This window comes from Siminovitchia fordii DSM 16014 = CIP 108821 (assembly GCF_000374565.1).
GTDB classification, from domain to species: Bacteria; Bacillota; Bacilli; order Bacillales; family Bacillaceae_C; genus Siminovitchia; species Siminovitchia fordii.
In genome coordinates this window covers 20,606-45,432 of record NZ_KB894703.1, presented here as the reverse complement: position 1 = coordinate 45,432, position 24,827 = coordinate 20,606, and the positions used below count along the sequence as shown (strand labels likewise).

19 protein-coding genes and 1 riboswitch are annotated in these 24,827 nt (G+C 44.3%); of the genes, 1 reads left to right on the top strand and 18 read right to left on the bottom strand.

The window, feature by feature from the left end; translation table 11 throughout:
- Window positions 1–179: 179 nt before the first annotated feature.
- The 5 genes from glpX to C509_RS0118440 all read right to left on the bottom strand — a co-directional run bounded on the left by glpX (window position 180) and on the right by C509_RS0118440 (window position 4,985).
- Window positions 180–1,145 (bottom strand): class II fructose-bisphosphatase, encoded by a 966-nt coding sequence (gene glpX / locus C509_RS0118460; RefSeq protein ID WP_018708413.1) that lies wholly within the window; start codon window positions 1,143–1,145, stop codon window positions 180–182.
- Between the two features lie 121 nt (window positions 1,146–1,266).
- The gene (locus tag C509_RS0118455) at window positions 1,267–2,553 is read right to left on the bottom strand and encodes a UDP-N-acetylglucosamine 1-carboxyvinyltransferase (RefSeq protein WP_018708412.1); all 1,287 of its coding nucleotides are present in this window, start codon (window positions 2,551–2,553) and stop codon (window positions 1,267–1,269) included.
- Between the two features lie 121 nt (window positions 2,554–2,674).
- A complete protein-coding gene (gene fsa / locus C509_RS0118450; protein WP_018708411.1) occupies window positions 2,675–3,322 on the bottom strand; it encodes a fructose-6-phosphate aldolase in 648 nt (215 codons plus the stop codon).
- 294 nt (window positions 3,323–3,616) lie between these two features.
- Window positions 3,617–4,480, bottom strand: coding sequence for a class II fructose-1,6-bisphosphate aldolase (fba, locus tag C509_RS0118445; RefSeq protein WP_018708410.1), 864 nt, complete (start codon window positions 4,478–4,480; stop codon window positions 3,617–3,619).
- A gap of 121 nt (window positions 4,481–4,601) precedes the next feature.
- Complete coding sequence (locus tag C509_RS0118440) at window positions 4,602–4,985, bottom strand: response regulator (RefSeq protein ID WP_018708409.1); 384 nt, start codon at window positions 4,983–4,985, stop codon at window positions 4,602–4,604.
- A gap of 223 nt (window positions 4,986–5,208) precedes the next feature.
- Here C509_RS0118440 and C509_RS0118430 point away from each other — a divergent pair, with 223 nt between their 5' ends.
- Window positions 5,209–5,730, top strand: coding sequence for a DUF2529 domain-containing protein (locus tag C509_RS0118430; RefSeq protein ID WP_018708408.1), 522 nt, complete (start codon window positions 5,209–5,211; stop codon window positions 5,728–5,730).
- Window positions 5,731–5,860: 130 nt separating this feature from the next.
- Here C509_RS0118430 and C509_RS0118425 read toward each other — a convergent pair whose 3' ends face one another.
- From C509_RS0118425 to C509_RS0118360, 13 genes are all read right to left on the bottom strand, one after another.
- A complete protein-coding gene (locus C509_RS0118425) occupies window positions 5,861–7,462 on the bottom strand; it encodes a CTP synthase (protein WP_018708407.1) in 1,602 nt (533 codons plus the stop codon).
- 291 nt (window positions 7,463–7,753) lie between these two features.
- Window positions 7,754–8,296 carry a DNA-directed RNA polymerase subunit delta gene (rpoE, locus tag C509_RS0118420; protein WP_026319962.1) on the bottom strand — a complete coding sequence of 181 codons (543 nt, stop codon included), beginning with the start codon at window positions 8,294–8,296 and terminating at the stop codon, window positions 7,754–7,756.
- Between the two features lie 225 nt (window positions 8,297–8,521).
- On the bottom strand, window positions 8,522–8,701 hold the full coding sequence (locus tag C509_RS24270) for a hypothetical protein (protein WP_018708404.1): 180 nt from the start codon (window positions 8,699–8,701) through the stop codon (window positions 8,522–8,524).
- Between the two features lie 515 nt (window positions 8,702–9,216).
- Window positions 9,217–12,471: a fused isobutyryl-CoA mutase/GTPase IcmF gene (gene icmF / locus C509_RS0118405; RefSeq protein ID WP_018708402.1), complete on the bottom strand. Its 3,255-nt coding sequence runs from the start codon at window positions 12,469–12,471 to the stop codon at window positions 9,217–9,219.
- 5 nt (window positions 12,472–12,476) lie between these two features.
- Window positions 12,477–13,124, bottom strand: coding sequence for a TetR/AcrR family transcriptional regulator (locus tag C509_RS0118400; protein WP_018708401.1), 648 nt, complete (start codon window positions 13,122–13,124; stop codon window positions 12,477–12,479).
- Window positions 13,125–13,367: 243 nt separating this feature from the next.
- Entirely contained in the window at window positions 13,368–14,504 is a 1,137-nt protein-coding gene (locus C509_RS0118395) for an acyl-CoA dehydrogenase (RefSeq protein WP_018708400.1), read from the bottom strand.
- Between the two features lie 14 nt (window positions 14,505–14,518).
- Window positions 14,519–15,655, bottom strand: coding sequence for an acyl-CoA dehydrogenase (locus C509_RS0118390; protein ID WP_018708399.1), 1,137 nt, complete (start codon window positions 15,653–15,655; stop codon window positions 14,519–14,521).
- A gap of 75 nt (window positions 15,656–15,730) precedes the next feature.
- Window positions 15,731–16,582: a 3-hydroxybutyryl-CoA dehydrogenase gene (locus C509_RS0118385; RefSeq protein WP_018708398.1), complete on the bottom strand. Its 852-nt coding sequence runs from the start codon at window positions 16,580–16,582 to the stop codon at window positions 15,731–15,733.
- A gap of 15 nt (window positions 16,583–16,597) precedes the next feature.
- Window positions 16,598–17,788, bottom strand: a complete 1,191-nt coding sequence (locus C509_RS0118380; protein ID WP_018708397.1) for an acetyl-CoA C-acetyltransferase — start codon at window positions 17,786–17,788, stop codon at window positions 16,598–16,600.
- A 561-nt stretch (window positions 17,789–18,349) separates the two neighbouring features.
- Entirely contained in the window at window positions 18,350–20,464 is a 2,115-nt protein-coding gene (locus C509_RS0118375; RefSeq protein ID WP_018708396.1) for a (Fe-S)-binding protein, read from the bottom strand.
- A gap of 662 nt (window positions 20,465–21,126) precedes the next feature.
- On the bottom strand, window positions 21,127–22,455 hold the full coding sequence (locus C509_RS24265) for an ABC transporter ATP-binding protein (protein ID WP_245542507.1): 1,329 nt from the start codon (window positions 22,453–22,455) through the stop codon (window positions 21,127–21,129).
- A gap of 10 nt (window positions 22,456–22,465) precedes the next feature.
- Window positions 22,466–23,527 (bottom strand): FecCD family ABC transporter permease, encoded by a 1,062-nt coding sequence (locus C509_RS0118365; protein WP_018708394.1) that lies wholly within the window; start codon window positions 23,525–23,527, stop codon window positions 22,466–22,468.
- Window positions 23,490–24,461, bottom strand: coding sequence for an ABC transporter substrate-binding protein (locus C509_RS0118360; protein ID WP_018708393.1), 972 nt, complete (start codon window positions 24,459–24,461; stop codon window positions 23,490–23,492). The genes C509_RS0118365 and C509_RS0118360 overlap by 38 nt, the downstream gene beginning before the upstream one ends.
- A gap of 123 nt (window positions 24,462–24,584) precedes the next feature.
- Window positions 24,585–24,785: riboswitch (cobalamin riboswitch) on the bottom strand.
- Window positions 24,786–24,827: the final 42 nt, after the last annotated feature.

Sequence of the window (24,827 nt, the reverse complement as noted above, 5' to 3'; positions counted from 1 at the left end):
TGTTTTAATCTTCTTGTCTGTTAATCCTCGTGAAGTAGTAGTTATTTGTAAGATAACATTTATGTTGAGAAAGTGGAAGGATTGTTTTGAGTGCATTTCACATGAAGAATAGGAAGAATGACCATGGCGTTGTGTTACAACCTAAAAGTTATGAAGGAGGGAATACATCCCTCCTAGAATCATGATTCCACAACCATATTTGGTTTTTTGCTCAGACTATGGCGGCCTTCGATAAAGCGGATAGTACCCGATTTAGCACGCAAAACAATGGAATGGGTAGATCCGTAAGAGCCTGTAAATTGAACGCCCTTCAATAATTCGCCATCTGTTACTCCAGTAGCGGCAAATATGGCATCATCGCCCTTCACTAAATCTTCCATCCGGAACACTTGATTTACATCAATATTCATTTTCTTGCATCGTTCTATTTCAGCATCATTGGAAGGGACAAGTCTGCCTTGAAGTTCTCCTCCGAGACACTTGAGCGCTGCTGCGGCTATTACACCTTCAGGAGCACCGCCCGTACCGAACAATATGTCAACACCCGTCTGGTCAAAAGCTGTATTGATCGCTCCGGCAACGTCCCCATTATCGATCAGCTTAATCCGGGCACCGGCTTCGCGCAATTCCGCAATAATTTTTTCATGGCGCGGGCGGTTAAGCACGGTTGCCACGACATCTTCGATATTTTTATTTTTTGCCTTCGCCACTGCTTTCAAATTATCCGTAACTGAGGCATTCAAGTCGATTTTTCCTACCGCTTCAGGTCCGACCGCTATTTTTTCCATATACATATCCGGGGCATGAAGAAGGTTTCCTGCGTCAGCGATGGCGATAACAGACAGAGCATTCCATCCGCCGGAAGCCACAATTGAAGTGCCTTCTAGTGGATCAACGGCTACATCGACTTTCGGCCCTTGTCCGGTTCCAAGCTTTTCACCGATATAAAGCATTGGAGCCTCGTCCATTTCTCCTTCACCAATTACCACTGTACCTTGCATCGGGATTGTATCAAAAACATTCCGCATTGCAGTGGTAGCAGCATCATCCGCTTCATTTTTCATCCCGCGGCCCATCCATCTTGCTGATTTGAGTGCGGCTGCTTCTGTCACTCTTACGAGTTCCATAGTTAAACTTCTTTCCATTGACTTTCCTCCCGTCATTGGCAGCAATCTTACTAGATTACCCTGAAGTAAAAGTATATCATATTTCTGCCATTTTCTGTATTGCATATCGTTGCCATTCATAGAAAAGGCTGGGAAGTTTTTAGGAGCTTTTTAGTTGTTCAATCTCCTGTTCCGTCATTTTTTCACGCCAAATGGTGGCACCGAGACCATTTAATTTGTCCACTAATCCGCTGTAGCCCCTGTCAATATGTTCCAGTCCGGTCACTTCGGTAATCCCTTCTGCCATTAAGCCCGCAATAACAAGGGCTGCCCCCGCCCTGAGGTCGGATGCCTTGACTTTTGCTCCTTGGAGGACACTTGAACCATTAACAATGGCTGAGCTCCCCTCCACTTTTATATTGGCATTCATTCTTCGCAGCTCATCAATATGTTTGAAACGAGCGGAATAAATGGTATCCGTGACAATAGAAGAACCCTCCGCTTTTGTCAGCAAAGAGGTGAAAGGTTGCTGCAGATCAGTCGGAAAACCTGGATATACAAGCGTTTTGACATCCACTGGCTTCAGTTTGTCACTTTTTCCGATAAAAACCTGTTCGTCACTTGTTTCAATCGGGACACCCATTTCTCTTAATTTGGCCGTAAGAGATTCCATATGGTGAGGAATGATATTATCGATCAATACGCCTTCCCCGATAGCCGAACCTAAGATCATAAAAGTTCCAGCTTCTATTCTGTCAGGAATGATCGTATGCTGGCACCCGTGCAGCCGATCTACTCCATCGATCCGGATGACATCCGTTCCCGCTCCTTTGATTTTGGCACCCATGTTAGTCAACAAGGTTGCTACATCAATAATTTCAGGTTCTTTGGCAGCATTTTCTATAACTGTCCGTCCTTTTGCCTTCACTGCGGCAAGCATAATATTGATGGTAGCACCGACACTTACAACGTCCAAGTAGATTCGGGCACCGTTCAATTCATCTGCTCGAAGGTATAAAGCCCCCTGTTCATTGGTTACCTTAGCACCCAAAGCTTCAAACCCTTTAATATGCTGGTCTATTGGGCGAGGTCCAAGATGACAGCCCCCGGGCAAGCCGATAACAGCTTTTTTGAAGCGTCCGAGCATAGCACCCATTAAATAATAAGATGCTCTCAATTTTTTTACTTTTCCGTTCGGCAAAGGCATGGAGATCATATTTGTGGGATCTACATGCATAACATCGTCATGAAGCATGACCTTGCCGCCTATCTCTTCTAACAATCCGCTCAATGTATCAACATCCGAAATGTCGGGTAGACCTTCGATCTTCACAGGGGAATCTGCCAGAATGGTAGCCGGTATAAGAGCGACAGCACTGTTTTTTGCACCGCTCACTTTTATTGTTCCCTTTAACGGATAACCGCCAGCAATCTTTAGCTTCTCCATTTTTGACTTCCTTTCAGGCATTGATAAGGTAAATATTTTTCGAAAAAAGACACTATACCCCTTATTATAAACAAAGATTGGCGAAACATGTAGACTTAGAGATTTTAAATCACAAAAATTGTTACTTGCTTTTTCTCGCTTCCCAATCACGGATAAAAGATTCGATTCCCAAGTCAGTCAACGGATGCTTAAACAGCTGAACAAGCACTTTATATGGCAATGTTGCAATATGGGCACCATTTAATGCAGCTTCTGTCACATGTTGCGGATGACGAATGGAAGCAGCAATGATTTGTGTATCCAGATTGTGGATTGAGAATATGTCAGCGATTTCGGAGATAATTTCCGCTCCGCTATGCCCGATATCATCTAAACGACCGATAAATGGGGAAACATAAGTGGCCCCGGCCCGGGCTGCAACTAGAGCCTGATTGGAGTTGAAAATAAGTGTAACATTCGTTTTTATATTTTCTTTGGACAGTACGCTGACCGCTTTCATCCCGTCGTGGGTCATAGGAATTTTAACAGTGATATTTGGAGCAATGGCAGCCAGTTCCCTTCCTTCTTTGATCATTCCTTCCGCATCAAGCGCAATTACCTCAGCACTGACAGAACCTGGAATTATTTCGGTGATTTCTCTCAGGCGATCGTGAAAAGAAACATCCTCTTTTGCGACCAATGAAGGATTTGTCGTAACTCCGTCTATGATTCCGAACTCGTTCGCTTTTTCTATTTCATCAATGTTTGCTGTATCAAGGAAAAACTTCAATCGGCACAACCCCTTTTGTAGTATTATCAGGTTTAGATTTGGTGCTGACGAAGCGGCAGGAAGGAGAAAGTTTAACTTTCAAGAACGCCGCCAATTGATTCTGAAAAAATGAAGGCAGCTACCATTATATCTTCGCAGCTAGAATGTCGTCTGCGTTTGTATAATATGGAAACCGCCAAGATTAGCCAGGCGGTTTCATTGTTCTCTATATCTATACTTTTTATAAGAAGATTACTTCACGACCTAGCCCTTGAGACATAAGTTCATCGGGCTTGCCGAAGCCAATCAAAGATTTCAAGCTTTTCCTGATGATCCGAAATCACGCATTTTGCCCATGACGGTTTCTTTGATAGCTTCACGGGCAGGGCCTAGGTACTTACGCGGATCATACATATCAGGGTTTTCAGCCAGGACCTCACGCACACGCTTTGAGGAAGCAATCTGATTTTCTGTATTTACATTGATTTTTGCTGTTCCAAGGGAGATCGCCCTTTGGATATCTTTAAGTGGTATTCCTGTTCCACCATGAAGTACTAGAGGAACACCCGTCAGCTTCATTACTTCTTCCATACGGTCAAAACCCAATTTAGGCTCTCCTTTATAAGGACCGTGTACAGAGCCCAAGGCAGGGGCAAAGCAATCCACTTTCGTTTCTCTGACGAGACGGTCACATTCTTCAGGGATTGCGTAGGAAGCTTCTGCATCATCGACTGTCAGGTCGTCTTCTTGTCCACCAATTCTTCCTAGCTCTGCTTCTACTGAAACACCAAACATATGAGCAAGCTCAACCACTTTCTTTGTCAATTCAATGTTTTCCTCAAGTGGTAGATGAGACCCATCAATCATGACAGACGTGAAACCTGCATGTATGGCTTTGGCACACATCTCGAAGCTTGAACCGTGATCCAGATGAATGGCTACCGGTACCGTTACACCGTACTCTTCCATTAGTGCTTCCACCATCCGGACTGTCAGTTTAAAGCCTCCCATATAACGTGCTGCGCCTTCCGAAACCCCCAAAATGACAGGTGATTTCTCTTCCTGTGCTGCCTGCAGTATGGCCTGTGTGAATTCAAGGTTGTTCAGATTGAATTGACCAACCGCATATTTTCCTTCGTTTGCTTTATGTAACATCTCTCTCATTGATACTAAAGGCAAAATATTTTCCTCCTTTAATATTGGGCCTGACCCAATAGAAACATCATCGTTTTTTTGCAGTATCATCATATCAAATAATTTACTACAATACCAACGATGCAGGTATTTTTAAATGGAAATTTTATGTAGTGGTCTGGTCTGAGTTGACCAACAAATATTTTTTTACTGCAGAACGGATCTCTTCAATATCAAACGGCTTGGAAAAATGGGCGAGCGCTCCTAATTTTTTTGTTTGTTCAATAAGATCCAGCTCACCATACGCTGTCATAATCAGAACTCTGATGTCCGGATTGATTTCCTTCATTTTTTTCAATATCTCCAGCCCATCCATACCTGGAATTTTCATATCCAGAAGTACAAGGTCCGGAGCATGCTGCTCAGTTACGCTCAGAGCCTGAAAACCGTTTGCAGCCTGAAAAATTTCATATCCTTCCTTTTGTAAAACTTCATTCAATAAGGTCCGTATCCCAAATTGATCATCAACTATCAACACTTTCTCCCTCAATGTAATCCCCCTTTATTAAATTGATATTCTAATAACCACCCCAAATCAACATTTTCGGTTTCAATTTACCTTTTTTCTTTGTCGTATATCCTTTCGCTGTCCAAGCCAATATTTCCTTCTAAAGATATATATCATTTCCACCTTCTCCCACCGTCTTCTCTTTTTTTCCCAACTCGGGACATCTATAATAGTGATATCCGCTTGTATGAAAGGAAGTATTTTTATGTTAAAAATGTTGTCGACTCAGCTTACCGGATTGTTTTTAAAAATAAAGGAAAAAGAAGCAATGGAATTGGAGGACGGAGCGAGACTATTAGCCCAGGCCCCTGTCGGCGAGGGTAAAATATATATCAAGGGATTCAGTGAAATGGAAGGGGTTGTCCATGAAGCATTGGAAGGGGCAGAGCCTCTGATAAATGCTGAAGCTCTAGTTCAAACGGACGCCTTGAGCCATACGGACCGCGCAATTGTCTTTTCCCGCTTCTCCGACAGTCCTGAAGCTGTCTCCCTTGGCCGGGAACTTACGGAAAAAGGCGTCCCTTTTGTTTCTGTATCCGCCATTAAGGGAGAGCCTGGCGAGGATTTGTCAGATATGGCGGATGTCCATATCAACACTCAGGTTATCCGGTCAATCCTTCCATCTGAAGACGGATCGAGAGTTGTTTTCCCCTCCCTAATTGCCGCCTTATATATTTATCATGCTTTAAAATTTTCAGTGGATGAAATTCTTTATGAAAATGAATAAAACTGCCCAGATCTTTGGGCAGTTTTTTTAAGAATATATAATTAGTATAAAATTTCTATATAAATTAGCAAGTTAATCCTGCCCTCCAGGAGGGGAAGCAATCAATAAAGAAGATCTTCAATGGTTATAATTAGTCCAATTTTCCCAAGGCCGCTTTGATAAATCCTTTAAAAAGCGGCTGTGGTTTTGTTGGACGGGATGTGAATTCCGGATGGAACTGGCTTGCGACAAACCAAGGATGATCTGCAACTTCCACAATTTCCACAAGTTTTCCGTCTGGGCTTGTACCAGAGAAAACAAATCCGGCTTCTTCCATTTGTTGACGGTATTCGTTGTTAAATTCGTAACGATGGCGGTGACGTTCGCTGACTGAATCTTCCTGGTACATTTCATGCGCTTTTGTCCCCGGCTTCAGCTTGCATGGATAAAGGCCTAACCTTAATGTTCCACCAAGATCAACTATCTTATCCTGATCCGGCAAAAGGTCGATAACAGGATGGTCAGTTGTAGGATTGATTTCAGATGAGTTGGCTGTTTCGATTCCAACAACATTCCGAGCGTATTCAATGGAAGCCAGCTGCATGCCAAGGCAAATTCCCAAAAATGGCACTTTATTTTCACGGGCATATTTGATTGCAGCAATCTTCCCGTCAATGCCCCGGTCACCGAATCCGCCAGGTACAAGAATTCCGTCACAATCACCCAGCAGCTCCTCAGCATTTTCTTCTGCTACGAGCTCCGCGTTGAGCCACTTGACTTCAATGTCTGAATCGAACGCGTAGCCTGCATGTTTTAACGCCTCTACCACGGATATATATGCGTCCGGCAATTCCACATATTTTCCAACCAAAGCAATCTTTGTTGTATTGGACAGGTTCTGTACTTTTTCCACTAATTGTTTCCAATCAGCCATATCAGCTTCGTGGCAAACAAGCTTCAAATGATCACAGACGATTTGATCCAGATGCTGTTCTTGAAGGGAAAGTGGAACAGAGTACAGTGTGCTTGCATCCAGAGCTTCTATAACCGCATTTTTTTCGATATCACAGAACAAAGCGATCTTGTCTTTCATATCTTGGGAAATCGGCATTTCCGTGCGCACAACAATAACATTAGGCTGGATTCCCAGACTTCTTAGCTCTTTTACACTGTGCTGTGTCGGTTTTGTCTTCATTTCACCAGCTGCTTCAAGATAAGGGACAAGTGTACAATGAATATACATGACATTGTCACGGCCCACATCATTTTTCATTTGCCTGATCGCTTCAAGGAATGGAAGCGATTCGATATCACCGACAGTTCCACCAATCTCGGTTATGACAACATCGGCTTCGGTTTTCTCCGCTGCACGGTAAATACGGTCCTTGATCTCATTTGTAATATGGGGAATGACCTGGACAGTACCTCCGTTATAATCGCCCCGGCGCTCTTTTCTAATGACTTCCGAATATATTTTTCCTGTCGTGATATTGCTGAATTTATTGAGGTTGATGTCGATGAAACGTTCGTAGTGCCCAAGGTCCAAATCAGTTTCAGCACCGTCTTCCGTCACAAACACTTCACCGTGCTGATACGGGCTCATTGTTCCTGGATCCACGTTAAGGTAGGGATCGAACTTTTGAATCGTCACATTCAAGCCGCGGTTCTTAAGTAAACGTCCAAGTGATGCGGCAGTAATACCTTTCCCAAGTGAGGAAACTACACCACCGGTTACGAAAATATATTTTGACACAATTTTTCCTCCTTCATCCTGTCCCTATGTTTCCACATCTTTAAGCCGGATAACCAAAAAAATGCAAAAAGGCAAGCGCCCGTCAGCATGATAAAGCTAAATAGCTTCAGCCACGGTACGCCGCATGTCATAATGGTATCCATCATGTCAAAAACATAAAAAACGCTCCGCTACAAAAGTAAGGGAGCGTTGCGTATTGTTAGTCAGTCCTTTTTCAAGGAGCCCAAGTAAAATTCTACATACTGAAAGGTGAGAAGTCAAGAACTATTCCTCCTATTCCTCCTATTCCTCCTATTCCTCCTCTTCCTCCTCTTCTTCCAAATCTAACTCATCTTCATCATCATCCAAATCATAATCATCATCATCAAGCAGCTCTTCATCTTCATCTTCAAAATCGGCTTCTTCTTCCCGAAGGGCCTCCAGGCTCTCGTCTTCTTCGATATCGTCTTCTATTTCATCGTCAAAATCAAGTTCTTCATCTTCGATATCCAATAACAGGTCGTCATCCTCCAAGGCAGCTTTCGATTTCTTCTTTTTCTTTTTAGTTGGTGTCGGAGCAATGACTTCCTCATCCACTTGGTCAAATGGATACCACTCACGCAACCCCCACTGATTGTCCCCCAATGCCAGGAAACTGCCATCGACATTCAAATCCGTATAAAATTGCAGCATCCTTGAACGCAACTCTTCATCCGACAGTTCTAGAAATTTGGCAATCTCTGCTGTCAGCTCCTGAAAAGCCATTCCCTGTTTTTTTTCTTCCAATATGCTTTGTGCAATCTCAATAAACGACATTTCTTTACGCTCATCCATAGATAATTGCTCGAGTTTCAATCCCCTGCACAACCTTTCCGCCTATTGATAAAAGGCCCGCCGTTGCCTTTAATGCTAATTTATAGATACTCAACATTATAAACAAATATCTTTCCTTTATGCCACCTTTTTATTCATTAATTTTTAATTTAAATAACTGTCGGTCGCGTCTTAACAAAAACCCAAACACACAGATGTAAGAATAATAAAAGGAAAACCACAGCCGGTATGCTGTGGTCACCATTCCTATTCAGGCGGCCGCCCTTCCGCCCGGTTTTCATCGGAGCCCAGAATGAGACGATAGCCAAGATAAAATAATACGACCGAGGTAACTAGAAACGGAATCGCACCAAGACGGCTTTGATATAAAAAATAACTAATTGCCGCAGCAATGAAAAAGCCTATTATCTTGAGCCCGAATTTCATACCCCCACATCCAGTCATATCAGATTTATATTTATTTTATCCCGATGAAAAATAAAAATCCATAAACACATTTGTTGAAGTGTTTTTCTTTTCCAGTTACAGCACCGAGCGATTAGCCCACTTCATAACACCTCCTACGATAAGTCATCATAGGCTCCGACGTACAGGAAGTATTAGTGCAAGCGAAGCGACAGGACGTCGCGCACTGAGCCTGCCGACGTACAGGAAGTGCTAGTGCAAGCGAAGCGACAGGACGTCGCGCACTGAGCCTGCCGACGTACAGGAAGTACTAGTGCATGCGAAGCGACAGGACGTCGCGCACTGAGCCTGCCGACAGACAAGAAGTCCCGACGTCCCTTGAACCCATTGAATATGCCATCTGGAAACCGCCTCCTTGTCTCCTTTATCTCATTGCCGAGATCCTCCTGCCTATATCTAAAGCCCAGCCCCTTCAGGCCTAAACCAAATCCCTAGGTGAATAAAATACTGCCTCTTCTTGTATTGCACGTCGCTTTTTACATATTTCTCCTGTACTGGCCGCCCACTTCATATAAAGCATGAGTAATTTGCCCAAGGCTTGCTACTTTGGTCGTCTCCATCAATTCAGCAAATATGTTTCCTCCGCTGACAGCAACCTTTTTCAAGCGGGATAATGCCTCTTCAACTACATCCTTATTATTTTCCTGGAAATTGCGAAGATTGCGGATCTGCGTTTCCTTTTCCTGCTTTGTCGCCCGCGCCAATTCAATGTTATCCAAATCCTCCTCTGACGGAGGATTTGGATTTAGGTACGTATTCACACCGATTATGGGGAGTTTCCCATTATGCTTCAACGTTTCATAGTACATCGACTCCTCCTGGATTTTTCCACGTTGATACTGTGTCTCCATTGAACCTAGCACGCCCCCACGGTCGTTCAGTCGTTCAAACTCCTTAAGAACAGCTTCTTCAACGAGATCTGTCAGCTCCTCCACAATAAATGAACCTTGCAGCGGATTTTCGTTTTTTGAAAGACCGTGTTCCTTTGTGATAATCATTTGAATCGCCATCGCCCTTCTGACCGACTCTTCCGTCGGTGTCGTAATGGCTTCATCATACGCATTTGTGTGGAGTGAATTGCAATTATCTTGTAAAGCCATCAACGCCTGAAGGGTCGTCCGGATATCGTTGAAATCTATTTCCTGGGCGTGAAGCGACCTTCCCGATGTTTGGATGTGGTATTTCAATTTCTGGCTCCGCTCATTCGCCCCATATTTCTCCCGCATGACGACCGCCCAAATCCTTCTTGCCACCCGGCCGATCACCGTATATTCCGGATCTAACCCATTTGAGAAAAAGAACGACAAATTCGGGGCGAAATCATCGATATTCATTCCTCGGCTCAAGTAATATTCCACATACGTAAATCCGTTCGCAAGGGTAAAAGCCAACTGTGAAATCGGATTGGCCCCTGCCTCTGCTATGTGATAACCGGAAATCGATACCGAATAATAATTTCTTACCTGGTGGTCAATGAAATACTGTTGGATGTCTCCCATCATTCTTAAGGCAAATTCTGTAGAGAAGATACACGTATTCTGCCCCTGGTCTTCTTTTAAGATATCAGCCTGAACCGTACCTCTGACCGTTCTTAATGTCTGGCATTTTACCTCTTCAAATTCTTCTTCGGTTAAATCCCGGCCAAGCTCCGCCTGTTTTCTCCTTACCTGCTGTTCAATTGCAGTATTCATGAACATCGCCAAGATAATCGGAGCCGGTCCATTGATTGTCATCGAAACGGAAGTGGACGGTGCACAAAGGTCGAAGCCGTCATACAGTTTTTTCATATCATCAAGTGTACAGATACTGACGCCGCTTTCACCGACTTTTCCATAAATGTCCGGACGGTAATCCGGATCCTCCCCATATAAAGTGACGGAATCAAAGGCAGTGCTCAGCCGCTTTGCCTCATCGTCCTTCGATAAATAATGGAACCGGCGATTCGTCCGTTCAGGTGTCCCCTCCCCGGCAAATTGCCTTTTCGGATCTTCCCCTTGCCGTTTAAAAGGAAAAACGCCTGCCGTATAAGGGAATGACCCAGGAATATTTTCCTTATATACCCAATTTATAATTTCCCCATAATCCTGATACGAAGGCAGCGCCACTTTCGGGATGGAAAGTCCTGATAAACTCTTTGTCTTTAATTCTGTTACGATATCTTTATCTCTTATTTTCGTGACAAAATGGTCTTTTGCATAGGACTCTTTCGTCTTTTCCCAATTCTCCAGGACGTTCTTTGTATAGGGGGTCAGCCTTTCAGCCGTTTCTTCTTTCAATTCCTGAAGGGCTGTCGAAATTGTCTCGCTCCCCCCTCTATCTTTCAGTGCTTTGATTGTGCCTTCAATCTGAAATAGCTGTCTCGCAGCTTGGACCTGTTCTTCCGCTTGCTTATGGTATCTTCGGACCGTCTCGGCAATCTCACGCAAATAATGCTGTCGGGAAGCCGGTATGATCACACTTTGCTTTTCCACTTTCTCCTCTATTGAAAAAGAGACACTCCAGTCTGTACCGCATTTTTCGTTCAACAAATCAACCAAAGCAGCAAACAGGGCATTCGTACCGGAATCGTTAAACTGGCTGGCGATCGTTCCGTACACTGGCATCTTTTCCAGATCCGCTTCAAAAAGCATATGGCTCCTCTGATATTGTTTCCTTACTTGATCCCGGGCATCCTCTGACCCTTTTTTCTCGAACTTGTTGATTGCAATGATATCAGCAAAATCAATCATATCGATTTTTTCAAGCTGGGTGGGAGCACCAAATTCGCTTGTCATGACATACATGGAAACATCGCTGACTTCCCTTATCTCCGCGTCTCCCTGTCCGATTCCGCTCGTTTCTACAATCACAAGATCAACGCCCAGCGCTTTGACGATTTGGATGGCATCATGGATAGCTTCTGAAAGCTCATTTCTAGAACCGCGGGTTGCCAGGCTTCTCATATACACACGAGGTGAAAAAATTGCATTCATCCGGATCCGGTCTCCCAACAAGGCTCCGCCTGTCTTTTGCTTGGTTGGATCTACAGACAATACGGCCACTTTCTTTTCCGGCATTTCATGGATAAACCGGCGGATCAACTCATCAGTCAAGGAACTTTTACCGGCACCGCCTGTTCCTGTAATCCCCAGAACCGGTGCATCCCTTCCCATTTCCTTGATTTTAGCGAAGACTCCCGTACATTTATTTTCACCCTGTTCTCCTGCCTGTTTTTCAGCCAATGAAATCAATTTGGCTGCAGCCGCCATGTTCCCCTCTTTTAACCGCTTGACTTCTGCCTCGATGGAATCGTCAACGGTTGAAAAATCGCACTCCTCAAGCATCCGGTTGATCATGCCTTGCAAGCCGAGTTTACGTCCGTCTTCCGGAGAAAAAATACGGGCAATTCCATAATCATGAAGCTCCTTTATTTCACGGGGAATGATCACTCCTCCGCCCCCACCGTAAATACGGATATGCGGGGCACCTTTTTCCTTCAGCAAATCATACATAAATTTAAAATAATCAACGTGTCCGCCTTGATAAGAGGAAATGGCAATTCCCTGTACATCCTCTTGAATCGCCGCATTGACAACTTCCTCTACCGAGCGGTTATGTCCAAGATGAATCACTTCAGCACCGCTTGCCTGCAAAATCCTTCGCATAATATTGATGGAGGCATCATGACCGTCAAACAAGCTCGAGGCTGTTATAAATCGGACATGGTTTTTTGGTGTGTAGAATTCATTCACTTTTTTCACCCTCCTACTTCCACTGGTCTCTTAAAACCTTTGATTCCTGAAAAGAGCAAATCAGTCTGGAGGCGGATATAATCATCAATTGAGCATGTTTTTTGCAGAGCCCAGCGCCTGAATCCCCACATTTGTCCCTTTACAAAAATATTATGTGCCAACAGCTGCTGGTGCTCATGGCTAATGTCGAGCTCTCCGTTTTCCACGCAGCGACTGATCAGTTTCTCAAACATGCCGACCATTTCCAATTCTTTTTTTAATACATAAGGCAGGGCCTCATTTGACATAACCTTTGCTTCCTGATACATGACAAGCACTTCATCCTGCATCTCGTCAATAATCCTGAAATAATGATCGATTCCAAGTTTCAGGCTTTCCAGAGTCCCTTTATCCAGGTCCATGCTGCTCAACCTTTTCCTTACCTGCTCGTAAATGCTGTCACATACAAGAAAAAGCACGTCTTCCTTTGTCCTGATATATTCATACAAAGTACCGATGCTGAAACCGGCAGCTCTGGCGATTTCTCTCGTTGTTGTCCGATGGAACCCTTTCTCTTTAAAAAGGGATACCGCTCCACGGATCATTTGATTCCTGCGTTTTTCCACAAGTTGCTCATCTTTTACTGAAGCCTGAATCTCTCTTTTGACGGCCAATATTCTTCACCTTCTTTTTATTTGTCCATCTCTGGTTACCCTGGCGATTAGCAGACTTCCTGCTTTCTCCTGGGAAAAGTCAAAATTACCCCCTACTGGCAGGAGTAAGAGAAGTGACAGGGCATCTCGTCCTGAGCCTGCCAAATCCACAAGATATGCCGCTTTGATACGGCCGAGCAGACGTGTTTCCTTATCTCGTCAAAGGCAATCCAGTACGTGCATCTAAACGTTCCCTTCGTTTTTCTATTTCGTTAACATTCTTGAAATGACAAGCCGTTGAATCTCCTGAGTGCCTTCATATATTTGGGTGATTTTAGCGTCGCGCATATATCGCTCAACCGGATAATCCTTTGTATATCCGTAGCCGCCAAATATTTGCACCGCGTCAGTTGTCACTTTCATGGCTGTATCCCCGGCCATTAATTTGGACATAGCCGACTCCTTTCCATATGGGAGACCTTCCGACTCAAGCCAGGCAGCTTGATAGGTTAATAGTCTTGAAGCTTCGATGTTTGTTGCCATATCAGCCAGCTTAAACGAGATGGCCTGATTGTCAGCAATCGGTCTTCCAAATTGCTTGCGTTCCTTTGCATATTCCACCGCCGCATCCAAAGCACCTTGGGCGATTCCGACAGCCTGCGCCGCGATCCCGTTCCTCCCGCCATCTAAAGTCATCATGGCAATTTTAAAGCCCTGTCCTTCCTCTCCCAGCAGATTTTCCGCTGGGACTTTGCAGTCTTCAAAAATAATTTCAGTTGTCGGAGACGACCGGATCCCCAATTTCCTCTCTTTTTTTCCGACAGAAAACCCTTCAAAGTCTTTCTCAATAATAAAAGCCGTCGAGCTCCTTTTGTCCTCCGGATTCAATAAAGCAAAAACAATATAAATATCTGCAATTCCACCATTTGTAATAAAAATCTTGGAGCCGTTCAATATATAATGGTCCCCGTTCCTTCTTACTGTTGTTTTCATGCTGCTTGCATCCGAACCGGAACCAGGCTCTGTCAGCCCATAGGCTCCAATCTTGGTTCCTTCCGCCATCGGCTTCAAATATTTTTGTTTCTGTTCTTCCGTGCCGAATGTAAAGACGGGCCAGCCTGCAAGTGATGTATGAGCGGAAAGTGTGACTCCGGTCGAAGCACAGACACGGGACAATTCTTCTACAGCAATACAGTATGCCAAGTAATCGCTTCCAATACCGCCATATTTCTCCGGCCATGGAATCCCGGTCAAGCCAAGCCCCGCCATTTTCTCAAAAATCCCCATGTCAAAGCGTTCTTCCTCATCGCGTTCTGCTGCTGTCGGCTCCACTTCCTTCTTTGCAAAATCACGTACCATTTTCCTGATCATTTCATGTTCTTCACTCAATTTAAAATTCATCCAAGACGCCTCCTCTATTTCAACAACTGTTTGCTTATAACGATTTTTTGGATCTCGCTTGTTCCTTCGTATATCTCCGTCACCTTGGCATCTCTGAAAAAGCGTTCAACGGGATAATCTCTCGTGTAGCCGTACCCTCCGAATATTTGAATCGCTTCCGTGGCATTCTCCACAGCGGCCCTTGAAGCGAACAGCTTTGCCATCGAGACTTCTTTTTTACAAGGAACGCCTGTTGAACATAGATCTGCGGCGCGATAAAGCAGTAACTTTCCGCTTTCCACAGCCGTTGCCATGTCGGCAAGTTTAAAGGCCACTGCCTGCTGTTCGGCTATCGGTTTGCCAAACTGCCTTCGTTCCTTTGCATAGCCGACTGCCGCTTCAAAAGCGGCCTCTGCAATACCAAGCGCTTGGGCAGCAATTCCAATCCGGCCAATATTCAGATTGGCCATTGCAATTTTAAAGCCATCCCCTTCTTTGCCAAGGCGATTATCTACTGGCACCTTCATGTCATCAAAGGTGAGCTGAACCGTTCTGGACCCATCCAGTCCCATCTTCTTTTCGTCTTTTCCAATCAGAAACCCCGGGGTATTCTTTTCAACAATAAATGCCGAAATTCCCCTGCTTCCTTTAGATGGATTCGTAACGGCAAATACAATATAAACATCCGCTTCTCCGCCGTTCGTGATAAACATCTTAGATCCGTTGACTACATAATGATTCCCTGCATTAACCGCTCTGGATTTGATTGCACCTGCATCCGATCCTGCTCCGGGCTCTGTAAGACAAAACGCGGCCAATGATTTTCCTTTTGCAAGACTTGGAATAAATTTTCTCTTTTGCTCCTCCGTCCCGAACTGAAGTATCGGATTCGTCCCGACGGACGTATGGACAGACAAAATGACTCCCACCGTCGCACTTGCTTTCGAAAGCTCATGAATAGCAATTATATAAGAGATAAAGTCCATACCCGCCCCGCCGTATTGTTCCGGAGTGGTGATTCCCATCAATCCCAGCTCTCCCATTTTTTTGATGACATCCCTGGGGAACTCGCCTGCTGACATTTTTTCAATGTAAGGCTTAATGTCGGATTCTGCAAAATCCCGCACCATTTTTCTCATCATCAACTGTTCTTCGGTAAATTGAAGGTTCATCGTTGCCTCCCGCTTTCATCGGAATGTTAAGTGGATGATCTGTCCAGCATAGATGGACAGGCGCTTTTGCTTTTCTTACTCGTATATATAAAACCCCCGACCCGTTTTTTTTCCAAGCCAGCCTGCCTTTACATATTTTCGCAATAGGGGACATGGACGGTATTTGTCATCTCCAAAACCTTCATGGAGGGTCTCCATAATATATAGACATGTATCCAGACCGATAAAATCAGCGAGAGTCAAAGGTCCCATTGGGTGATTCATGCCTAATTTCATCACTTCATCAATCGCTTCCTTTGTTGCAACTCCCTCGTATAATGTGTATACGGCTTCATTTATCATAGGCATGAGAACCCTGTTGGAAACAAAACCCGGAAAATCGTTCACTTCTACAGGTACCTTTTTCAAGTGTTCGGTCATTTCCTTCACAGCATGATAAACCTCACCATCTGTAGCCAGGCCTCTGATAATTTCAACTAATTTCATAACGGGAACCGGGTTCATGAAATGCATGCCTATTACCTTTTCCGGACGCTTAGTGGCCGCCGCGATTTCTGTGATAGGCAGCGATGATGTATTAGTGGCCAAAATGGCATGATTAGGTGCATATTGATCCAATTCCTCAAAAACCCTCATTTTTATTTCCAGATTTTCAACCGCTGCTTCGATCACTATATCCGCATTCTCAGCATCTTTTAAATCAGTTGATATAATGAACCTTGCAAGAATGTTCTCTTTTTCATCCTCGCTCATCCTTTCTTTTTGGACCTGTCTATCCAAGTTTTTGTGAATGATCCCAAGCCCTTTTTCAACAATGGCTTCGTTAAGATCATTTAAATACACCTGATACCCTGCCTGGGCACAAACTTGGGCAATTCCTGAACCCATCTGGCCAGCACCGACAACCATCACTTTTTCGATTTTCATTTTGTTCCCTCCAAATCAATCATTTTTCGGAACCTCGATCATAACAGCATCTCCCTGGCCTCCACCTGAGCATATTGAAGCAATTCCAACCCCTCCTCCACGCCGCTTCAGTTCATATACCAGTGTCAGAATAATTCTGGCACCGCTTGCGCCAATCGGATGCCCGAGCGCGATTGCTCCGCCGTTTACATTTACTTTTGTCGGATCAAGACTTGCGATTTTACTACTCGCCAAAGCTACAGCAGCAAAAGCTTCGTTAACTTCAAATAGGTCAATCTCTTCCACTGTCTTTCCACGTTTCTTTAAAAGTTCATGAATGACAAGTCCTGGGGTTTCAGGAAAGTTCTTTGCTTCCACTGCTACCGCTGCATGGCCGATAATGAATCCAAGCGGGATCTTTCCCTCACGCTCTGCCCTCTCTTCGCTCATCAATACAAGAGCCGCCGCACCATCGTTCACCCCCGGGGCATTTCCAGCAGTGATCGTTCCATCTGAGCCGAAAACAGGTTTAAGCTTCGCTAACTTTTCAATCGAAGTATCGTTTCTTGGCCCCTCATCCTCATCAATAATGATTGGATCTCCTTTTCGTTGGAAGACCTCCACCGGAACGATTTCTTCAGAAAACACACCTTTGTTCTTCGCATTGATTGCCAGTTTATGACTTCTAAGTGCCCACTCATCTTGCTCTTCCCTCGTAATCTCATATCTTAGCGCACTATGATTTCCGTACGTTCCCATATGGACACCGGAAAAAGAGCACGTCAGACCATCGTGGATCATAAGATCTTTTATCGGTACGTCCCCCATCTTGTGCCCCCATCTGACTTCCGGCAAAATATAAGGGGCGTTGGACATTGATTCCATCCCCCCAGCCACAATGATTTCCTCATCGCCTGACCGGATGATCTGATCAGCTAACGTCACTGCCCTCATTCCAGATGCACACACTTTATTGATTGTTTCTGTTTTCACTTCCCATGGAATACCCGCCTTTTGCGCTGCCTGCCTGGAAGGAATTTGTCCTTGCCCCCCCTGTAAAACTGTACCGAGAATGACTTCCTGCACCTCATCCGGCTTCACTTTTGACCGTACCAATGCTTCTTTTACTGCAATTCCACCCAGATCAGAAGCGGTTAGTGAACTCAAGCTGCCTCCAAATTTACCAAACGGTGTTCTCGCACCTGCAATAATTGCCGATCTAGCCATTTTTTCATCTCCTTTTAGTTTTATTAGAATGCTCAGGAGCCCGTTTTTCGACGTAAACTAGGAACACTCTGCAATGAGATAAAAGATTATGAGATGCAAGAGTACCTGCTTATCGAGACAATCATAAGGCGAACACCACAGAAGGCGTCATTTCCCTTCAGCAGTGATGCGCTTATGATTTTGAGCCAACGAATACGGCGACAAATACAGGCTCAGAACATGACATCCAGACGCTTCGCTTGCACTAGTACTTCCTGTCGTCGGCAGGCTCAGGGCGCGACGTCCTGTCGCTTCGCTTGCACTAGTACTTCCTGTACGTCGGAGCCGATGTTTGCTTTTGAAATGCTCCAAACCACTTCACCGAATAACATCCCAGAAAAAGTGGAGCTTATTTAAGAATTGAAGTTTGCTAGTGGTTGAGCACTGTAGATGAACAGCACTCTAAAACTTCTACATCCCTATCCCACAAAAGTAAAACGCTTTCATTCTGGTGACTGAACGCTCGCTCGATTATACTTGGAGAAAGAGGCGCCTCTTTTAAAAGAAGCACCTCGAAATATATTATGAAGCTTGATGAGTACCCGGCTCACCGAGTACAGTTTTTTCCAAAATCTCTGCTACATCGTATGTTTTTACCGTATCCTCGACCTCTTTGGCCTTGGCTCCATCAGACAGCATCGTCAGGCAATATGGACAGCCGGAACTGATGATAGAGGGATTGACAGCAAGAGCCTGCTCGGTCCTTGCGACATTTATACGGTGTCCTGTATCTTCTTCCATCCACATCAATCCGCCGCCTGCACCACAACACATGCCATTTTCCCGGTTTCTTTCAATTTCCACCAGAGTGACACCTGGGATCGACTTAAGAATTTCCCTCGGTGGATCATAAACGTCGTTATAGCGCCCAAGATAGCAAGAGTCGTGGAAGGTAATTTTTTCATTCACTTCATATTTTGGCTTTAGTCGTCCTTCTTTCACCAACTGATCAAGCAGCTCGGTGTGATGATAGACTTCCGCTTCCAACCCAAAGTCAGGATACTCATTTTTAAAAATATTATATGCATGAGGGTCTATTGTTACAATTTTTTTAATACCGTTTTTCTCAAATTCTTTTATATTAGCAGAGGCCAGCTCCTGGAATAAGAACTCATTTCCAAGACGCCTTGGCGTGTCACCGGAATTTTTTTCCTTGTTTCCAAGAATGGCAAATTTCACGCCGGCTTCGTTAAGCAATTTTGCAAAGGACAGTGCGATCTTTTGGCTTCTGTTATCAAACGCCCCCATCGAGCCGACCCAGAGCAAATATTCAAATTCTTCCCCTGTTTTCTTCAACTCTTTTACTGTCGGTACTTGTACATCATCACGAAGCTCACGCCAATTCTCTTTTTCCTTCCGGTTCAGTCCCCAAGGATTTCCTTGCCTTTCAATATTTTGCATCGCCCGCTGTGCATCGGGATTCATTTTGCCTTCTGTAAGTACAAGGTAGCGGCGCATATCGATAATATGGCTTACATGTTTGTTCATCACGGGGCACTGATCTTCACAATTACGGCACGTTGTACAGGCCCATAACTCTTCTTCGGTAATAATATCGCCAATCATGCTCGCCTGATAATCCAAAGCCGCGGCTGCTTCAGATGCTCCTTTGCCTCCACTTGCCTTCGCTATTTGATTGCCAACTGTTTTGGCAAAAGCGTAAGTCGGTACCCATGGCTGCTTTCTCGTTACGGCAGCTCCGTAATTCGTCAAATGGTCTCGGAGCTTAATCATGATATCCATCGGAGACAGCATTTTTCCGGTTCCCGTCGCCGGACACATATTGGTACAGCGGCCGCACTCCACACAAGCATACAGATCAACAAGCTGGAGATCGGTAAATTCATCAATTTTTCCCACACCAAAGGTCTCCGCCGTTTCATCCTCGAAATCAATCGGTGCAAGTTTTCTGCCGCCATCAAGGGGTTCAAGGTAAACGTTGGCCGGACCTGCAATCAAATGCGCGTGTTTCGATTGGGGGACGTAAACTAGAAAAGCAAGTAATATCAGCAAATGGATCCACCATGCTACATAAAAGACCACACCTGCAGCAAGCGGGGTTATCCAGCTGAATGCAGCAGCAATTCCGGAAGCCACAGGCTCAGTCCATGCAAGCTCTTCACCTTGCCATATAAGCGCCATACCGTTTCCTAGCAATACAGACAGCATGAGGCCCCCGATAAAAAGAAGGACGAGACCTGCATAGAAACCCCTCTTCAACCTGACAAGCTTTTCAATATATCGTCTGTAAAATGCCCATATAACTGCAACCAATATGATGAGCGTTACAATTTCCTGGAAAAACTTAAATCCGGGATAAAGCGGACCGAGCGGCAGATGTGACCCCGGTGCGAGCCCTTTCCAAATGAAATCGATTGCACCAAATTGCACAAGAATAAATCCATAGAAAAACATGACATGGATAATTCCGCTCTTTTTATCTTTGAGCAGCTTTTTCTGGCCAAAAACATAGGTCCAAATATTTTTCAGCCGCGCTTTTACATCATGATCAAACTCCGTCTTTTTTCCAAGTTTAATAAACTTGATGCGCGTTTTGACGACATAGGCAAACAGATACACCCCGTAAGCCGTAACAAGCAAAAACGCAAGCCAATTCAACCACAGCAAAGCATGCATATGACGTGACCGCTCCCTTCCGAATTGTTAACAACAAATGACTTTTCTGAAAGTTATTAACTCTATTATATAATGAATGAGCATTCAGTCAAGATGGAATTTATAAAAGTGCAAGCTCCTGTCCCTCGATGTATAGATCATGGCTGAGCTCTTCCTGATCAAAATTCATTAAAAAAGATTTGTCTCCAATGGCATGGGATGACTGCATTCAAAAAAATTCGGCTTATTTCTACTCAAAATTCAGCAGCTATTGATATGGAAAAAGAATAAACTGCATTCGGATGCCGATTTGGTTATAAAAACTTTGGTGACACGCTATGAACTTTCATCATAATCTGACAAAGCCTCAATTCTTTTTCTTTAACAAATGAAAAACTGCCCCTGTTGAGATGCGATCAGGGACAGATAAAAAGTAAATGTAATGATATGGATGATCTAAATCCGGGGTGTGGATCGGTGAAAGTATGATATGGTGCTTTTGGCGAGGCCGATTACACCTTTAGGGGGGGCAAATTTCCGATTCCTTTGTCCAAAAACTCAACTTTTTATCTCAGGCTCCTCTGCTTTGGAAATCCAATACAGATTTTTACTATGATCATTAGGAAACTCCAGGTTCAAATCCAATTTTTCACGAACGTCAGAAGCTTACCGATATATAAACATTATTTCGACATTCCGGCTTGCATGCTGTTAAACAGCTTTGCAGAGCCTTCCATTATTCCACGGCGGATGATTTTCCCCAGCTTGGAAGTGGGCCTGGCCGTTGCGAAATGGATTCCTTTTTGTGTGGCCGCAACCACGATGCCATCATCCGTTTCATTTGGTCGGTGTTTCTCTCTCAAGACCGTTTCCTTTACTTCCAAAGAAGTTGCCATCGCTTCAATTAATGCACTTTCACAAACCCGCCCATTAATAAAAAGCCAAGTATGAAAAAATTGCAATCGCAGATTTGTGACTATTACGAATAAAATAGAAAACCCATCTTCGTGGTATTCTCTGCTATTTGTATAGAATTGATCATCATTTTGAACCTTCATTTCAATAGCTTTTGGATCAGTTTCTATTGACGAATTTTTACTAATAAAGAATTTTTCCTTCCATCCCATACCGGAGCCGCTTGAAGCGGATGCTACTGTCTTTAACGGTATAGGAGAATGAAACAAAACAGCTTCGTCACTATTGGATAAATGACTTCCGTCCAAGATCATCTGATGATCCCTCTCTGTCTCTGGAATGATCACCATGTTTGGTTTCGGGACTTGGGGGTGAGGATGTTTTTCGATCATAGTCTTATAAATCCGACGGATCAACGGCTCATTCAGCACCTCTTCCGGTGAGCCGATACAAATTATTTTCCCTTCATCTAAAAGAAGCAGACGGTCGCAATAAAGGCTAGCAAGGTTAAGATCATGAAAAACAGTGAGAACGGTATGCCTTCGCTGCCTTGTCCATCGTTTCAGCTGATCAAGCAGTCCTTTTTGATGGGACAGGTCCAAGTGGTTTGTAGGTTCATCTAAAAGAAGAATGTCCGGCTCCTGTGTAAGTGCCTGTGCAAGAAAGACTCTTTGCCGTTCACCTCCGGATAAATCTTGTAATGACACATCCTGGAACGCTTTGATCTTTGTCAGGCTCATCACTTCCTGAACAACAGACTCATCTTTCTGGCTCCATGAATGGAACAGGCTGCGCTGATGCGCATATCTTCCAAGTTCAACCGTTTCCCTCACTGTGAATGGGAATACTTCACTCGTAACCTGAGGCAATACAGCCATCAACTTTGCAAGTTCTTTTGAAGAATAGTTCTGAATGGGATGGTTTGCAACCATTATCTCCCCATCCTTGAATGGAAGAAGCCTGCTGATCATTTTAAGCAGCGTCGACTTGCCGCTTCCATTCGGTCCAAGGATACCGAACATTTCCCCACGGTCTACTGTAAACGTTATGTTTTTTAATATATTTTTATCCGAATATCCGCCGGAAAGATTTTTCACTTGAAGCACGTCATCCACTTCTTTCCATTCGTCTTCTTAGCAAAATAAAAGCAAATACAGGTGCCCCTATTAATGCGGTGATAACTCCAATGGGCAGCTCAGCAGGTTCTATAATCGTCCTTGCAGCTAAATCGGCCAAGATCAGGAAACCTGCACCAATCAACATCGAGAGGGGCATTAAGTGCTTATGGTCCGGGCCCCATAATATTCTCGCCAAATGCGGGATCACAAGTCCGACAAACCCGATCGTCCCCGAAACGGCAACCGCAGCTCCTGTGATTATCGAACTTGAAGCAAGAACAGCGAGCTTTCTGGAAGCCACATTGACACCGAGATACTGCGCCCTTTCTTCACCAAAAGCAATTGCATTCAGCTCACGGGCATTCACTAAAAGTACAAGACTTCCTATTATTAAGAACGGCAATATGATCTGCACATAACTCCATCCTCTCATGGAGACACTTCCAAGCAGCCAGCCTATTATTTGTCGAAGCTCTTCACCCGAAAGGGCAATCATTAACGAGATGAGTGCTCCGAGAAAGGAGCTGAAAATGATTCCAGTTAATATGATTGTCTCCACTTTCATGGATCTGTCGATACTTCTTGCAAATAAAAGGACGATGAGGATGGTGATAAAGGCTGAAGCAATACTGAATAGTGGCAAGGTGAATATCCCTGCGAGCGGCAAGGAGATTTGGTAAAACAAAGTAATAACTGCTCCCACAGATGCACCAGATGAAACACCAAGCGTATAGGGGTCGGCAAGCGGATTGCGGAGAAGTCCCTGAAAAGCCGCTCCTGCAATCGAAAGCGATGCGCCAACGAGGCCAGCAAGTACAACACGTGGCAGCCGGATATTCATGACGATGTTCACAAACATGGGATCTGTTTGCTCCACTTTAAATACGGGCACTATCTGCCCCATGATAAGGTTGACGATATCCCCGACAGGAACCCTTACAGATCCTATTGAAATTCCAGCAAGAATGGCGGCAATCAGAAAAAAGATTGCCGCTACATATCCCGAGAGGGACTTATTCCTTGAAAACATCCGGATAAACAGCTTTTGCAAGCTCCTCTACTCCTTCAACGATCCGCGGGCCGGAACGGCTCACAAGGTTTTCGTCAACCGTATAAACCTGCTTACCCTTAATTGCTGCGACATCCTGCCACCCTTCGCGGTCTAACACCTGATCAACTGCATTGTCTACATAGTTATAGTTGACAATAATGACTTCCGGATTCATTTTAATGATGGCTTCTTCATTAATCATTGGCCACCCTTCCTCTTGAACGGAATTTTTTGCGTTGATTGTCTTCAGCATTTCATCCATGAATGTATTTTTACCAGCAGCATAAATTTCAGGGGCTGGTGAAATTTCAACAAATACGGATTTTTGATCTTCTTCCTTGATGTCGGCTGCTTTCTTTTCAATTTCATCAAGCTTGGCTTTCATATCATTGATGGTATCTGAAGCTTCTTCCGTATGGCCTGTAGCCTTGGCAATAAAATCAATCGTATCGTACACTTCATCAAAGCTTTCTGCGTTATGAACTACAAGAACAGTTATGCCGCTATCTTCCAGCTGCTTTAAGCCTGATTCCCACATATCCCCCGCCGAACCATGTGCCAATACAAGATCAGGTTTTAATGAAATAATCTTCTCAATGTTTAATTCAAGTCCAGCTACCTGCTCCTTGTCCTTCACATCTTCCGGGTAATTATCATTTTCGGAAACCCCCACTACTTCATCCCCCGCACCAAGAGCGTAAAGGATCTCCGTGTTGCTTGGAATGAGGGAAATAATCTTTTCAGGCTTTTTCTCAATTGTAATTTCTTTGTCTGCCGCATCCTTGAGTGTCACCGGAAAGCTGTCTTTGGCAACCTGTTCGGTTTTCGGTTCAGTATTACCTTGCTTCCCTTCTTCCATACTTTCATTATTGCCGCAGGCTGCCAATAAACCTATTAGCATTAGGGCCGCCAACAACGAATAAACCTTTTTCATGCTGTGCATCCTCCTATATAAAAAATAAAAAACATCCCCTGGCGAAGGAGATGGGTATGTATAAAGGCATGAACGTACACACAGATTTATGATCTGCTTGTCACCTCTCCCATCCGCGCAGGCTTTTGGTGTTTGGAACCGGCAGGTCTCCTGGCTCATGATCATCACATTTTGCCCCTTCCCATGCGTATATGCACAGTGGATATGGCAAGATGCTCCCATTTACAGTGGCGGGACCGCGTTGGAATTTCACCAACTTCCCTTTTCAGCTTTCAAAGCCCTTTAAAATAGCCATGAAAAGCAACCGAATCCAAAAATATGCAATTGTTTATATCAAGTGTAATTATACATGATTTATTCGGTTTT